This window comes from Thauera sp. SDU_THAU2 (assembly GCF_038260575.1).
Lineage (GTDB): Bacteria > Pseudomonadota > Gammaproteobacteria > Burkholderiales > Rhodocyclaceae > Thauera.
The window spans coordinates 2,454,764-2,468,914 of the sequence record NZ_JBBWUN010000003.1 but is presented as its reverse complement, the minus strand read 5'-3'; the positions used below and the strand labels follow the sequence as shown (position 1 = coordinate 2,468,914).

General features: G+C 66.4%; 12 protein-coding genes and 3 pseudogenes. 11 read left to right on the top strand and 4 right to left on the bottom strand.

Annotated features, from left to right (window positions below):
- From fabG to AAFL97_RS12970, 4 genes are all read left to right on the top strand, one after another.
- Complete coding sequence (gene fabG / locus AAFL97_RS12985) at window positions 1–750, top strand: 3-oxoacyl-ACP reductase FabG (RefSeq protein ID WP_341645273.1); 750 nt, start codon at window positions 1–3, stop codon at window positions 748–750.
- Window positions 751–840: 90 nt separating this feature from the next.
- Window positions 841–1,080 (top strand): acyl carrier protein, encoded by a 240-nt coding sequence (gene acpP, locus AAFL97_RS12980; protein ID WP_002930040.1) that lies wholly within the window; start codon window positions 841–843, stop codon window positions 1,078–1,080.
- Window positions 1,081–1,172: 92 nt separating this feature from the next.
- Complete coding sequence (fabF, locus tag AAFL97_RS12975) at window positions 1,173–2,408, top strand: beta-ketoacyl-ACP synthase II (protein ID WP_341645272.1); 1,236 nt, start codon at window positions 1,173–1,175, stop codon at window positions 2,406–2,408.
- 23 nt (window positions 2,409–2,431) lie between these two features.
- Window positions 2,432–2,923 (top strand): protein YgfX, encoded by a 492-nt coding sequence (locus AAFL97_RS12970; protein ID WP_341645271.1) that lies wholly within the window; start codon window positions 2,432–2,434, stop codon window positions 2,921–2,923.
- 50 nt (window positions 2,924–2,973) lie between these two features.
- Here AAFL97_RS12970 and AAFL97_RS12965 read toward each other — a convergent pair whose 3' ends face one another.
- Window positions 2,974–3,546: a LysR substrate-binding domain-containing protein gene (locus tag AAFL97_RS12965; protein WP_341647161.1), complete on the bottom strand. Its 573-nt coding sequence runs from the start codon at window positions 3,544–3,546 to the stop codon at window positions 2,974–2,976.
- Window positions 3,547–3,769: 223 nt separating this feature from the next.
- Window positions 3,770–3,973: pseudogene (locus AAFL97_RS24700) on the bottom strand (LysR family transcriptional regulator); the annotation flags it as partial.
- Window positions 3,974–4,066: 93 nt separating this feature from the next.
- Between AAFL97_RS24700 and AAFL97_RS12960 the strand changes: the two are divergent.
- The 6 genes and pseudogenes from AAFL97_RS12960 to AAFL97_RS12935 all read left to right on the top strand — a co-directional run.
- Window positions 4,067–5,365 (top strand): D-amino acid dehydrogenase, encoded by a 1,299-nt coding sequence (locus tag AAFL97_RS12960; protein ID WP_341645270.1) that lies wholly within the window; start codon window positions 4,067–4,069, stop codon window positions 5,363–5,365.
- Window positions 5,366–5,491: 126 nt separating this feature from the next.
- A complete protein-coding gene (locus tag AAFL97_RS12955; protein ID WP_341645269.1) occupies window positions 5,492–6,460 on the top strand; it encodes a TAXI family TRAP transporter solute-binding subunit in 969 nt (322 codons plus the stop codon).
- A 150-nt stretch (window positions 6,461–6,610) separates the two neighbouring features.
- A complete protein-coding gene (locus AAFL97_RS12950) occupies window positions 6,611–8,146 on the top strand; it encodes a TRAP transporter permease (RefSeq protein ID WP_341645268.1) in 1,536 nt (511 codons plus the stop codon).
- Complete coding sequence (locus tag AAFL97_RS12945; protein ID WP_341645267.1) at window positions 8,113–9,204, top strand: DUF3394 domain-containing protein; 1,092 nt, start codon at window positions 8,113–8,115, stop codon at window positions 9,202–9,204. Before AAFL97_RS12950 ends, AAFL97_RS12945 begins: the two co-directional genes overlap by 34 nt.
- Window positions 9,205–9,238: 34 nt before the next feature.
- Window positions 9,239–10,021: an enoyl-CoA hydratase/isomerase family protein gene (locus AAFL97_RS12940; RefSeq protein ID WP_341645266.1), complete on the top strand. Its 783-nt coding sequence runs from the start codon at window positions 9,239–9,241 to the stop codon at window positions 10,019–10,021.
- A 2-nt stretch (window positions 10,022–10,023) separates the two neighbouring features.
- Window positions 10,024–10,875: pseudogene (locus tag AAFL97_RS12935) on the top strand (CoA-binding protein); the annotation flags it as partial.
- Here AAFL97_RS12935 and AAFL97_RS12930 read toward each other — a convergent pair.
- Window positions 10,854–11,222, bottom strand: a complete 369-nt coding sequence (locus AAFL97_RS12930; RefSeq protein WP_341645265.1) for a hypothetical protein — start codon at window positions 11,220–11,222, stop codon at window positions 10,854–10,856. The pseudogene AAFL97_RS12935 and the gene AAFL97_RS12930 overlap by 22 nt on opposite strands.
- 194 nt (window positions 11,223–11,416) lie before the next feature.
- Between AAFL97_RS12930 and AAFL97_RS12925 the strand changes: the two genes are divergently transcribed.
- Window positions 11,417–12,211: an acetate--CoA ligase family protein gene (locus AAFL97_RS12925; RefSeq protein WP_341645264.1), complete on the top strand. Its 795-nt coding sequence runs from the start codon at window positions 11,417–11,419 to the stop codon at window positions 12,209–12,211.
- A 169-nt stretch (window positions 12,212–12,380) separates the two neighbouring features.
- On the opposite strand, the pseudogene nadB reads toward AAFL97_RS12925, so the two are convergent.
- Window positions 12,381–13,975 (bottom strand): annotated as a pseudogene (gene nadB / locus AAFL97_RS12920) (L-aspartate oxidase).
- Window positions 13,976–14,151 lie beyond the last annotated feature (176 nt).

Sequence of the window (14,151 nt, the reverse complement as noted above, 5' to 3'; positions counted from 1 at the left end):
ATGAGTTTCTCGCTTGAAGGACAGGTTGCGCTGGTGACCGGCGCGTCGCGCGGCATCGGCCGCGCCGTGGCACTGGAGCTGGGCCGTCTCGGCGCGACCGTCGTCGGTACCGCCACTTCCGAAGCGGGCGCCGCCGACATCGACAAGGCGCTGGCCGATGCGGGCATCGAGGGCGCCGGGCTGGCGCTGAACGTGACCGACGCGGCCTCCTGTGAGGCGCTGGTCGGCGATGTCGAGAAGCGCTTCGGCGCGATTTCGATCCTGGTCAACAATGCCGGCATCACCCGCGACAACCTGGCGATGCGGATGAAGGACGACGAGTGGGATGCGGTGCTCGACACCAACCTGCGCGCGGTCTTCCGCATGAGCAAGCTGGTCATGCGCGGCATGATGAAGGCCCGCACGGGCCGCATCATCAACATCACCTCGGTGGTTGCGAGTGCCGGCAATCCCGGCCAGGCAAATTACGCCGCGGCCAAGGCCGGCGTGGCCGGCATGACGCGCGCGCTGGCGCGCGAGCTGGGAAGCCGCAACATCACCGTCAATTGCGTGGCGCCCGGCTTCATCGACACCGACATGACGCGTGCGCTGCCGGAAGCCGCGCGCGACGCGCTGCTGGGCAACATCGCGCTCGGCCGTCTGGGCCGTCCGGAGGAAATTGCCGGAGCAGTTTCTTTCCTCGCTTCGCCTGCCGCCGCCTACGTGACCGGGACCACCCTGCACGTCAACGGCGGCATGTACATGTCCTGATCATCGGTCAGGATAGCGGTTCGGCCGGGTTTTGGTAGAATACGCCGGCTTTTTCAATACACCCGTTACCCTCAGGGAAGGAGTTAGTTCATGGAGAACATCGAACAGCGCGTCAAGAAGATCGTCGCTGAGCAACTTGGCGTGAACGAATCGGAGATCAAGACCGAATCTTCGTTCGTCGATGATCTGGGCGCGGATTCGCTGGACACCGTGGAGCTGGTCATGGCCCTCGAAGAAGAATTCGAGTGCGAGATCCCGGACGAAGAGGCCGAGAAGATCACCACCGTCCAGCAGGCGATCGACTACGTCAACGCCCACCTCAAGAAGTAATTCGCTTCTCTTGAGCGAACGCGGTCCGGATGCCGCCGCTGCGGCGTCCGGATACGCATGTCTTCATTTCACCGATTTCAACGGAGTTGCCCGTGTCGCGTCGTAGAGTCGTCGTCACCGGTCTGGGTGCCATTTCGCCAGTCGGCAATACTGTTCCCGAAGCCTGGGAAAACCTGCTTGCCGGCAAGAGTGGCATCGGACCGATCACCCGTTTCGACGCGAGTGCGTTTTCGGCCAGGATCGCGGGCGAGGTCAAGAATTTCGACGTCACCGAATACCTGTCGGCCAAGGAAGCGCGCCGCATGGACGTGTTCATCCACTACGGCATGGCCGCGGGCATACAGGCCATTCGCGACTCCGGCATCGTGGTCGATGAAAGCAACGCCGATCGTATCGGCGTCAACATCGGCTCCGGTATCGGCGGCCTGCCGATGATCGAGGATACGCACGACGATTTCCTCGGCGGTGGGCCGCGCAAGATTTCGCCTTTCTTCATTCCGGGCACCATCATCAACATGATCTCGGGCAACCTGTCGATCATGTACGGCATGAAGGGGCCCAACCTGGCGGTGGTCACCGCCTGCACCACCGGCCTCCACGCGATCGGCATGAGCGCGCGCATGATCGAGTACGGCGACGCCGACGTGATGGTCTGCGGCGGTGCCGAATCGACGGTCACCAATCTCGCCATCGGCGGCTTTGCCTCGGCCAAGGCCTTGTCGACCCGCAACGACGATCCGGCGACGGCCAGCCGCCCGTGGGACAAGGATCGCGACGGCTTCGTGCTGGGCGAGGGTGCCGGTGTGATGGTGCTCGAGGAATATGAGCATGCGGTGCGCCGCGGCGCGAAGATCTACGCCGAACTCGCCGGCTTCGGCATGAGCGGCGACGCCTACCACATGACCGCGCCGGACACCGACGGCCCGCGCCGCAGCATGGTCAACGCGATGAAGAACGCCGGCGTGACGCCCGATCAGGTCCATTACCTGAATGCGCACGGCACTTCGACGCCGCTGGGCGACAAGAACGAGACCGACGCGATCAAGCTCGCCTTCGGTGTCGATGCGGCGAAGAAGCTGGTGGTCAATTCGACCAAGTCGATGACCGGCCACCTGCTGGGCGGCGCCGGCGGCCTGGAGTCGGTGTTCACGGTGCTCGCGGTGCACAACCAGATTTCGCCGCCGACGATCAACATCTTCGAGCAGGATCCGGAGTGCGATCTCGACTACTGCGCGAACGTCGCCCGCCCGATGAAGATCGATGTCGCGCTGAAGAACAACTTCGGCTTCGGCGGCACCAACGGCACCCTGGTGTTCCGCAAGGTCTGAGCTGGAAGGCGCATGGTGAAGCCATGCACTTTCCGCTGAGCGTTCCGCTTGGCCCTTCGAGGGCCGTGATGGCGTCAATCCTGGCCGCGCATGTCGTGGCGGGATTGGCGCTTTTTCATGTGCCGGGGTTGATGCCGTCCGGCGAGCCGTGGTCGCGGTTGCAACTGCCGGGGGTCGCGCTCGGTCTTGCGCTGCCGTTGTCGCTGTTTCATGCGCTTGCCCAGGAGCGGGCCAAACGAGGGCTGATGCTCGTTCTCGGGGGAGATGGCGGATTGAGCGTGCGGTACGCCAGCGGTGACGGCGCCACGGTTCGCGACTACCGTCTTGCGCTTGGTGCGGTCGATTTCGGCTGGGCCGTATGGCTGCCGCTTGTGGGCCCATCGGCTGAAGCCAGCGCACCGCCGGCAAAACGCCGACGCCGGCTGATGCTGCTGCGGACCAACATGGCGCCCGCGCATTGGCGGCTGCTGAGGATATGGTTGCGGCACAAGGCCGCGCCGTTATCGAGCGCTTGATCCCGGCTTGATACCTGCGCGCAGCGGACGAGCGCCGAACGTACGCGTGCTCATCCATCCATCTGCAGCCGCCAGGGCGACACATGCTGCCAGAGCAGCCTGCGCCGCTCGTCGATGGCCAGCAGCAGCGATTTCTCCAGGCGCGCCAGCAGCACCGAGCGCGGTGTGGCGACGTGGCGCAGCATGCTGAGCTGGAACGGGATGCTGTTCTCCAGGCGCAGCAGCAGAACCTGGCGTGGATTCAGGCCGGCGGCGGTGAACAGGTCGACGAAAGCGTAACCGAGACCGTGCTCCACCAGCGTGCCGGCCAGCGCATAGGTCTGCACGCTCAGCGAATGGCGCAGCGGCCAGCCGTGGGCGCCCAGCGTGGCGGTCAGGCGCTCGCCGAGCGCGGTGGCCTCGGACAGCCCGATGTAGGCCCGTTCCCCCCATTGTGCGTGCCAGCGCGTCCAGGGCACGGGGCCGTCGCCGGAGAACAGGCTGGCCATGGCCGCTTCCCAGGCGCGCGGAACGGCCAACAGCATTTCGCCGCTGGCCAGCGGCGCGCTCATCAGGGCGACGTGGGCGCCGGGTTCGATGACCACGCCCACATCGACGTCGAAGGCCAGCAAGTAGTCCTCGATTTCCGGGGTATGGCTGGCCCACGAGATCCAGCACGACCTCCGGCGTCGACTCGCGCATGCTGGTCAGTGCGCCGGGGAGCAGGGTAGTCGCCAACGAGGGCGTGACCGCCAGGCGCAGCAGGCCGGAAGTACCTCGCCGCAGATTGCCCGCGAGCGCGTCGACGCGTTCGATCTCCCGCCAGGCGCGGCCGACCTGAGCGAACAGGGTGTGGGCTTCCGGGGTGGGCGTCAGCCGCCCGCGTCCGCGCTCGAAGAGCGGAAAGCCCAGGGAATCCTCGGTATGTCGCAGCACGCGGGAGACCACCGGCTGGGAGACATTGAGCATGCGCGCGGCCTCGCTGACCGAGCCGGCGATCATCACCGCGCGGAAGATTTCGATCTGGCGCAGCCGCAAGAGCGCCTCCGTTCGTCCATGTCCTGAAGACATACCTTACCGCAGGATCTGCACGCCGTCTTCGTGACGCTGCCGCTATATTCGATTTTCAGCTTGCCTTTCGGCGACACAGCATGTGGAGGTGGCGTGCGAGTTGCGGTCATCGGAGCGGGAATCGTCGGTCTGGCCAGTGCCTGGGCCTTGCGCGAGGATGGGCACGAGGTCGTCGTGATCGACCGTCATGCCCAGACCGGCATGGAAGCCAGCCATGCCAACGGCGGGCAGTTGAGCTACCGCTACATCGCCCCGCTGGCCGATCCTGACATCCTTGCCAAGATTCCCGCCTGGCTGATGCGGCGCGATGCGCCGGTGCGCTTCCGCCCGTGCTTCGATCCCCGGCAATGGCGATGGCTGATGAGCTTCCTCAAGGCCTGCAACCAGAACGACAAGCTGCGCTCGGTCGGCAAGCTGCTGCCGCTTTCGCTGTACAGCCAGTCGCTGGTGCATGCCATGATCGAAAGACATGGGCTGGATTTCGATTTCGTCCGCAACGGCAAACTGGTGCTGCACCGTGATCCGGCGACCTTCGCTGCCGCACGCCGGCTGATTGCCTCCTCGGCGGATCTGGCCTCGGAGCAGCGCGCGCTCGATGCCGACGAGTGCGTGGCGCTGGAGCCTGCACTTGCCCGCCTGCGGCCGCATCTGCAGGGCGGCATCCATACCGCCAGCGAGGATGCCGGGGATTGCCTGAAGCTGTGCCGCGAACTGGAAACGCGCTTGCGCGGCGGCGAGCGCCCGGCCGAGTTCGTGCTGGGCGATGCGGCCACCGCGCTGGAGTTCGGTGATGGTCGTGTGCGCGCGGTGCTGCTGCATGGGCGCGGACGGCTGGCGGTGGACCAACTGGTGATTGCCGCCGGGGCCGCCGCACCGGCGCTGCTGGCCCCGCTGGGCGTGCATCTGCCGATCTATCCGGTGAAGGGCTACAGCATCAGCGTGGCACTGGGCGAGCAGGGCGCCTCGGCGGCGCCGCGGCTCAGCGTCACCGATTTCCAGCGCAAGATCGTTTATGCGCCGCTTGCCCGCCGGCTGCGCGTGGCGGGCATGGCCGACATCGTCGGCGCGGATGCCTCGGTACGGCCGGACCGCGTCGCCACGCTGATCCGGGAAACGCGCGAGGCTTTCGGCGACTGGGTGGCCGATGCCGAGATATCCACCTGGGCCGGCCTGCGCCCGGCGACACCCACCGGGCGGCCGATCATCGACCGGGCCGGCGCCGAGAATCTGTGGGTCAACGTGGGCCATGGCGCCCTGGGCTTCACCCTGGCGATGGGCAGCGGGGGGCTGTTGGCCGATCTGCTCGCCGGCCGCCATGCGGCGGTACCCCATGAAGGTTTCCTGCTCGCCAACGCCACGCCGCAAGGCTGGCGTAAATCGGTGCGTGCCTAGGGGTTGGGAAACATTGGTCGAAATTTGATCTCAATAGTACTGGTATCGGCTTGTCCGGATTCGAACCCCCGACCCCCGCCGTTTCCGGCGGAATGCCCTGTGCATCACACCCATGGAGGACGTACCATGAACAAACTGACCGCCATTGCCGCAGTCTGCGCGACCGCCGCCGTATTGGGAGCCGCTCCTGCCCATGCACAACAGAAATTCGTCACCATCGGCACGGGAGGGGTTACCGGGGTGTACTACGCCGCCGGTGGTGCGATCTGCCGCCTCATCAACATGAACCGCACGGACCATGGCATTCGCTGCTCCGTCGAGAGCACCGGCGGTTCGGTCTACAACCTGAACACCATCCGGGCCGGCGAACTGGATTTCGGCGTGGCCCAGTCCGACTGGCAGTTCCATTCCTACAATGGTTCGAGCTCCTTCTCCAAGGCCGGCCCCTACACCGAGCTGCGCGCGGTGATGTCGCTGCACCCGGAACCGTTCACGGTGCTGGTGCGCAAGGAGGCCGGCGCCAAGTCCTTCGAGGATCTGAAGGGCAAGCGCTTCAACATCGGCAACCCCGGCTCGGGCACGCGCGCGTCGATGGAGGAGTTGCTGAGCGCGCTGGGCTGGAAGATCTCGGACTTTTCCCTGGCTTCCGAACTGAAGGCCGACGAGCACGGCGCCGCGCTGTGCGACAACAAGATCGACGGCTTCTTCTACGGCGTGGGCCATCCCTCGGCCAACATCCAGGATCCGACCACCACCTGCGGCGCCAGGCTGGTGCCGCTGACCGGTCCGGCAGTCGACAAGCTGGTCGAAGGCGCGCCCTACTACGCCAAGGTCGAAATTCCCGGCGGCCTGTACAACAACAACCCCGAGCCGACTCCGACCTATGGTGTGCTGGCTACCGTCGTGACGTCCGCCAAGGTGTCCGACGATGTGGTCTACGCCATGGTCAAGGCCGTGTTCGACAACTTCGAGGAGTTCAAGCGCCTGCATCCGGCATTCGCCAACCTGAAGCCGGAAGAGATGGTGAAGAACGGGATGAGCGCGCCGCTGCATGATGGCGCCATTCGCTACTACAAGGAAAAGGGCTGGATGTAAGTAGACCGTGAGGCGCCGGGGTCCGATGGGGGCCGGCGCCCGATCTCGTCCTTTCGGCCGCCTGCCGCGTCCGGGCGCTGCTCCGCTGAGCTTCGTCGCCGGGATGCGGCAGAGCCGGTGGATTTCCGATCCTTTTCAGGAGACGGGCGCATGTCGAACCCGACCCCAAGTCCCCAGGCAATGACCGAAGAAGAACTGAAGCGGATGATTGCCGAATCCGATACCGGCGGACGCAGGCCGGTCGGCTGGGCTGCCGGGGTCATCGCCTTCGCCGCGCTGGCGTGGTCCCTGTTCCAGCTCTGGTTCGCCTCGCCGCTGCCGTTCTCTTTCGGTTTCTTCATCCTCAACGATACCGAGGCCCGCGCCCTGCACCTGGCGCTCGCCGTGTTCCTGGGTTATCTGGCCTATCCCGCCTTCAAGCGCTCGCCGCGCGCCCACATCCCGGCGATCGACTGGCTGCTGGCCGCCGCCGGGGCGTTCTGTGCGGCCTACCTGTATCTGTTCTATCGCGAACTTTCCACCCGTCCCGGCCTGCCGACGCAGATGGACCTGATCGTCGCCATCCTGGGGATCACCCTGCTGCTGGAGGCGACCCGCCGCGTGCTCGGCCTGCCGATGGTGATCCTCGCCATCGTGTTCATCGGCTACATCTTTCTCGGCCCCTACATGCCGGAAATGATCGCCCACCGGGGCGCGTCGCTGAACAAGGGGATGAGCCATCTGTGGCTGTCCACCGAAGGCGTGTTCGGCGTGGCGCTGGGCGTGTCCACCAGTTTCATCTTCCTGTTCGTGCTGTTCGGCGCGCTGCTGGAAACGGCCGGCGCGGGCAACTACTTCATCAAGGCCGCGATCTCCATGCTCGGCCACATGCACGGTGGCCCGGCCAAGGCTTCGGTGGTGGCCTCGGCGAGCACCGGGCTGATTTCCGGCTCGTCGATTGCCAACGTGGTGACGACCGGCACCTTCACCATTCCGCTGATGAAGCGCGTGGGCTACAAGCCCACCAAGGCGGCGGCCATCGAGGTGGCGGCATCGGTGGACGGGCAGATCATGCCGCCGGTGATGGGGGCGGCGGCCTTCCTGATGGTGGAATACGTCGGCATCGCCTACAACGAAGTCATCAAGCACGCCTTCCTGCCGGCGATCATTTCCTATGTCGCGTTGTTCTACCTGGTCCACCTGGAGGCCATGAAGGCCAACATCCGCGGCTTGCCGCGGCGCAGCATGGTGCCGGGCAGCAAGCGGCTGATCTCGTTCGGGCTCACCGTGAGCGGCCTGGTCATCTTGGCCGGGCTCGTCTACTACGGCCTGGGCTGGATCAAGGACCTGGCCGGAGAAGCTTCCACCATGGTGATTTCCGTGCTGATGCTGATCGCCTATGCCGCACTGGTGCGCTATTCCGCCATGCAGCCCGAGCTGCACCTGGATGATCCGAACCAGCCGCTCACCGAACTGCCCGAGACCGGCCCGACGCTGAAGACCGGCCTGTATTTCCTGTTGCCGGTGGTGGCGCTGATCTGGAATCTGATGGTCGAAGAACTTTCGCCCGGCCTGTCGGCGTTCTGGGCCACCGTGTTCATGATGTTCATCCTGGTCACCAGCGTCCGCTGCAGGCATTCTTCCGTGGCCAGGGCGATCTGCCTGCAGCGGCCATGCGCGGCGCCGGCGATCTATACAACGGTCTGATCAACGGCGCGCGCAACATGATCGGCATCGGCATCGCCACGGCTGCCGCCGGCATCATCGTGGGCACCGTGACGCTGACCGGCGTCGGCCTGGTGCTCACCGAGTTCGTCGAAATCGTCTCGGGCGGCAACCTGATGGTCATGCTGCTCATGGTGGCCGTCATCTGCCTGATCCTCGGCCTGGGGCTGCCCACCACTGCCAACTACATCGTCGTGTCCACGCTGATGGCGCCGGTGGTGGTCGAGCTCGGTGCGCAGAACGGCCTGCTGGTGCCGCTGATCGCGGTGCACCTGTTCGTGTTCTATTTCGGCCTGATGGCCGACGCCACTCCGCCGGTGGGTCTGGCTGCCTACGCGGCGGCCGGTATCGCGCGCTGCGATCCGATCGCTGCCGGGGCGCAAGCCTTCCTGTACTCCATCCGCACGGCCATTCTGCCGTTCATGTTCATTTTCAATACGCAGTTGCTGATGATCGGCGTCGATTCATGGTGGATCTTCTTCCTCACCGTGTCGAGTGCCGTCCTTGCCAACCTGATGTTCGCAGCGGCCACGCAAGGCTGGTTCCTGACGCGCAACCGCGCCTGGGAAGGTATGGCGCTGCTGCTGATCACCTTCAGCCTGTTCCGCCCCGGTTTCTGGATGGACATGCTCCATGCACCGTATGAACGGGTGCCGGCCAGCGAGTTGGCGCGGGTGGTCGAGGAGGCGCCGGACAATGCCAGTCTGCGGGTGTTCATCGAAGGCATCAGCATCGAGGGCAAGAACGTTGCCAAGGGTGTGCTGCTGCCGCTGGGTCCGCAGGGCACGCTGCAGCAGCGCCTGAACCACGCCGGGGTGATGATCATCTCGTTCGGCGACCAGGTTTCCGTCGCATCGGTGCGCTTCGGCAGCCAGGCGGCGAAACTGGGCGTGGAGCAGGGCCTGGACTTTGCCTACCTCGAATTGCCTGCCGCGCGGCCGCGCGACGAGTGGATGCTCATTCCGCCGTTGCTGCTGCTCGGCCTGGTCGCCTGGCTGCAGCTGCGGAGCCGCGCGCTGCAGCCGTCGATCACCACCTAGACCAAGGATTGCAACCGCTGCAGGGAGAATGTGCATGGCTTACGAAACGATCGTGTATGAGCGCCGCGGCGGTATCGCGGAAATCCGCCTGAATCGACCGCAGCGGCTCAACGCGGTCACCGCGCAGCTGTACGCCGAGCTGCAGCAGGCACTGGCCGAGGCGGAAACCGACGGCGAGGTGCGCGTGGTGCTGCTGACCGGCGAAGGCCGGGCCTTCTGCGTGGGCGCCGACCTCAAGGCGCACAAGGAGGGACGCTCCGCCTACGACCGCCGGCAGTATCTGCACGGCGAGCAGAAGGTGTGCCGCCGCCTGCAGCAGCTCGCCAAGCCGGTGGTGGCCGCGGTGAATGGCTACGCGCTGGGCGCCGGCGCGGAAATGGCGGTGGCCTCCGACTTCATCGTCATGGCCGCCGGCGCACGCATCGGCTTTCCCGAGATCGGCATCGGCAGCTTCCTCGGCGGCGGCGTGACCTGGCTGCTGCCGCGCCTGGTCGGCCTGGCCAAGGCGCGCGAGCTGGTGTTCCTCGGCGAACGCATCGACGGCGCCGAGGCCGTGCGCATCGGCCTGGCAAACCGGGTGCTGCCGGACGAGGGCTTCCTCGACGCGGCGTGCGAGTTCGCTGCCGCCATCGCCGGCAAGGCGCCGTTTTCCATGCAACTGGCCAAGGAACAGCTCAACTTCGCCGCCGAACGCAGTTTCGATGCCACGCTGAGCGCGGAACTGGAAGGCATGACCTTCGTCAGCACCACGCAGGACTGGCAGGAGGGCGTGGACGCCTTCGCCGAAAAGAGATCACCCGTTTTCAAGGGACGCTGAACATGAACCGCATGAGCATCTCCGAGCTTGCCGCACCGGGGCAGGGCGAGCGCAGTCCGCTGCACGATTTCCTCTCCCCCGATTCCATCGCCATCGTCGGCGCCTCGGCCGACCCCACCAAGCGCGGTTACAAGGCCATGGCGGGGCTGATAAAGGGACATTACGGCGGCGCCATCTATCCGGTGCATCCCAGGCTCACCGAAGTGTTCGGCGTGCGCGCCTACCCGTCGGTCGATGCGCTGCCGGGCCCGGTGGACCTGGCGCTGATCTGTACGCCGGCGGCTACGGTGCCGGACATCATCGCCGAATGCGGGCGCAAAGGGGTCAAGGGCGCCATCGCGCTGGCCAGCGGTTTCAAGGAAACCGGCGAGGAGGGCGCCCGCCTGGAGCGCGCCGTGCTGGAGGCCGCCCGTGCCGGCGGCGTGCGGGTGATCGGCCCGAACACCTCGGGCATGTTCAACCTGCACAAGAAGGTCAACCTGCTCGATCTGGCCAATGTGAAGGCGGGCGACATCGGCTTCATCTCGCAGTCCGGCAACATGCTGCTGTCGCTGGTGCTGGAAGCCCAGTACAACGGCCACGTGGGCTTTTCCACCTACGTCGGTCCGGGCAATCAGACCGACATCGGCTTCAACGATTATCTGCGCTATCTGGGCGAGGATCCGCGCACGCGCGTGGCCACGCTGTACGTGGAAGGCTTCCGCGAAGGCCGCGACTTCCTCGAGGTGGCGCGCGAGACCACGCTGAAGAAGCCCGTGGTGGTGTACAAGTCCGGCGCCACCGAGGAAGGCCGCAAGGCGGCCAGCTCGCACACCGGTGCGCTGGCCGGCAGTTATGCGATGACCGTCGATCTGCTGCGCCAGGCGGGGGTCAGCGTGGTGGAGGATTCCGACGAGATCCTGCCGGTGGCCGAGGGCCTGGCCCTGCTGCAGCAGGCGCACGGCAAGCGCGTCGCGGTGGTGTCCGACGGCGGCGGGCAGGCCACCATCGCGTCCGACCGCATTGCCGAGGCCGGGCTGACGCTCGCCCCGCTGGGCGAGGACACCCGCCGCCGGCTGGCGGAAATCCTGCTGCCGCAGGCTTCGCTGGTCAATCCGGTGGACGTCGCCGGCAGCAGCGACGCCAATCCTGCGCTGCTGGCCGACTGTCTGCGCATCGTCGCCGAGGATGAAAACGTCGACAGCGTATTCCTGGTCGGCATGTTCGGCGGCTATTACACGCGCTTCGCCGAAAGCCTGCTGGGCGGCGAGATGCGCGGCGCCGAGGCGATGATCGAACTGGCGCGCGCCACCGACAAGCCGCTGGTGATCTACAGTCTGTACGCGCCGGTCAAACCCCCGCACTGCGCCGCCTGCACGAGGCCGGGCTGCCAGGTACGCCTCGATCGAGCATGCCGTGCGCCTGCTGGCGGCGCTGGGCGAGCGCGGCATCTATCTGGCCAGGCGGAAACAGTTGGGCCCCGTCGCCGCGGCCGAGCCGGATGCCGCCGTGCTGGCCGCGTTCGCCACTGCCTGCAAGCAGGGGCGCGACCTGCTCGAATACGAGGCGCGCGCGCTGCTGCGCGCGCACGGCGTCGCGGTGGCCGAGGAGCGCGTGGCGCACGGCGCCGACGAACTGGCCGGCATCGCGGCCCACTTCGGCGAACAGGCGCTGGCGATGAAGGTGGTGTCGCGCGACATCCTGCACAAGTCGGACGCGGGCGGCGTGAAGCTCGATCTGCGCGGAGAGGCCGAATTGCGCACGGCCTACGACGCGATCATGAGTTCATGCCGGGCCTACGCGCCGCAGGCCGACATCGAAGGCATGCTGCTGACGCCGATGGCACGCAAGGGCGTGGAAATCATCATCGGCGTCAGCCGCGATCCGATCTTCGGGCCGGTCGTGATGTTCGGCCTGGGCGGCATCTTCGTCGAGGTGCTGGAAGACGTGGCCTTCCGTTCGATTCCGCTGTCGCGCCACGATGCGCGCTCGATGGTCAACCAGATCAAGGCGCGGCGCATTCTCGACGGCGTGCGCGGCCACGTGCCGGTGGATACCGAGGCGCTGGCCGATCTGCTGCTCAAGGTCTCGGGCATCGTTTCCGCCTATCCGCAGATTGCCGAGCTGGACCTCAATCCGGTGATGGCCTATGAGGACGGTTATGCGGTGGTCGACGCGCGCGTCATCGTTGGCGAGGCGGGCAGGGCATGAGCACGCATGCGCTGCCGGCGCCGAAGCGCATGTGCTGCGAGGAGGGCGAAGTCCTCGATGCCGGCGACAGGATGTGGGCGGCGCGATGACGAAGCGCCGGTCGGCGCGTCCGCAAGGCCGGGATGAAAGACGGGGCTCGAGGCCCCGTCGTTCATTGGCTGCGCAGCGTTCAGGCGCGCTTGCCGCGCGGTGGGCGCAGGATGGTTTCGCGCGCCCGCGGCAGCAGGTCGGGGTAGTCGCGCGAGTGGTGCAGGCCGCGGCTTTCCTTGCGCTTGAGCGCGCAGGAGACGATCAGGTCGGCGGTGACCACCAGGTTGCGCAGTTCGATGAGGTCGTTGGTGACGCGGAAGTTCGAGTAGAACTCGTGGATCTCGCGTGCCAGCAGGCGGATACGGTGCTGGGCCCGCTTCAGGCGCTTGGTGGTGCGGACGATGCCGACGTAGTCCCACATCGCGCGGCGCAGTTCCGCCCAGTTGTGCGAGATCACGACTTCCTCGTCGGCATCGGTGACGCGGCTCTCGTCCCAGTCGGGCAGTACCGGGGCGGGGCGCTTCGGCTTCGCCAGGATGTCGTTCGCCGCCGCTTCGCCATACACTAGGCATTCGAGCAGGGAGTTGCTCGCCAGGCGGTTGGCGCCATGCAGGCCGGTGTGGGCCGACTCGCCCACCGAGTACAGGCCGGGCACGTCGGTGCGCGCAGCCAGGTCGGTGACGATGCCGCCGCAGGAATAGTGTGCGGCAGGCACGACCGGGATCGGCTCGCGGGTGATGTCGATGCCGAGCTCCAGGCAGCGCGCGTAGATGTTGGGAAAGTGCGAGCGCAGCCATTCGGTCGGCTTGTAGCTGATGTCCAGGTAGCACGCAGTCGAGGCCGCGCTTCTTCATCTCGAAATCGATCGCGCGGGCGACGATGTCGCGCGGCGCGAGTTCTTCGCGCGGATCGTGCTCGGGCATGAAGCGCGTGCCGTCGGGCAGCTTGAGCAGGCCGCCTTCGCCGCGCACGGCTTCGGAGATCAGGAAGGATTTTGCCTGCGGGTGGTAGAGGCAGGTCGGGTGGAACTGGATGAATTCCATGTTCGCCACCCGGCAGCCGGCACGCCAGGCCATCGCCACGCCGTCGCCGGTGGCGACGTCGGGGTTGGTCAGTGAACAGATAGACCTTGCCGGTGCCGCCGGTCGCCAGCACGGTGTTGCGCGCGGCGAAAGTCACCACCTTGCCGGCTTCGATGTCGAGCACATAGGCGCCGAGGCAGCCTTCGTCCGGCTGGCCGATCTTGTCGCCGAGCACCAGGTCGACGGCGATGTGATGCTCGAAGATGTCGATGTTCGGGTGTGCCCGTACCTGGGCGGACAGCGTCGATTGCACCGCGGCGCCGGTGGCGTCGGCGGCGTGGATGATGCGCCGGTGCGAGTGGCCGCCTTCGCGGGTCAGGTGATAGCCCAGTTGGGAGTCGGCCTCGCGGGTGAAGGGCACGCCGCGGTCGATCAGCCATTCGATGGCGCGCTTGCCGTTCTCGACGACGAAGCGGGTGGCTTCGGGGTCGCACAGGCCGGCGCCGGCGGTGAAGGTATCCTGGACGTGGGCTTCGATGCTGTCGGCGGTGTCGAGCACCGCGGCGATGCCGCCCTGGGCCCAGTTGCTGGCACTGTCGGACAGTTCGCGCTTGGTGACGAGGGCGACACGCCGGCTGTCGGCGAGCCTGAGGGCCATGGACTGGCCTGCCGCACCGCTGCCGAGGATGAGTACGTCGTACTGTTTCAGCAAGATGTCGCTCGCGCTCAAGGGAAAGGGCAAAAATATAGCACGTGGTGTGCTGTTCAAGGGCGTGCCGGCGCCCGGCAGGCAGCCGGCCGAATCGCCCGTGCGGCGCATGAACTAATCCCGGGGTGCCGTGTCTGTCCCTGTGTCTTCGATCTTTGGTGAGAGCAGGGGTGCTCGCT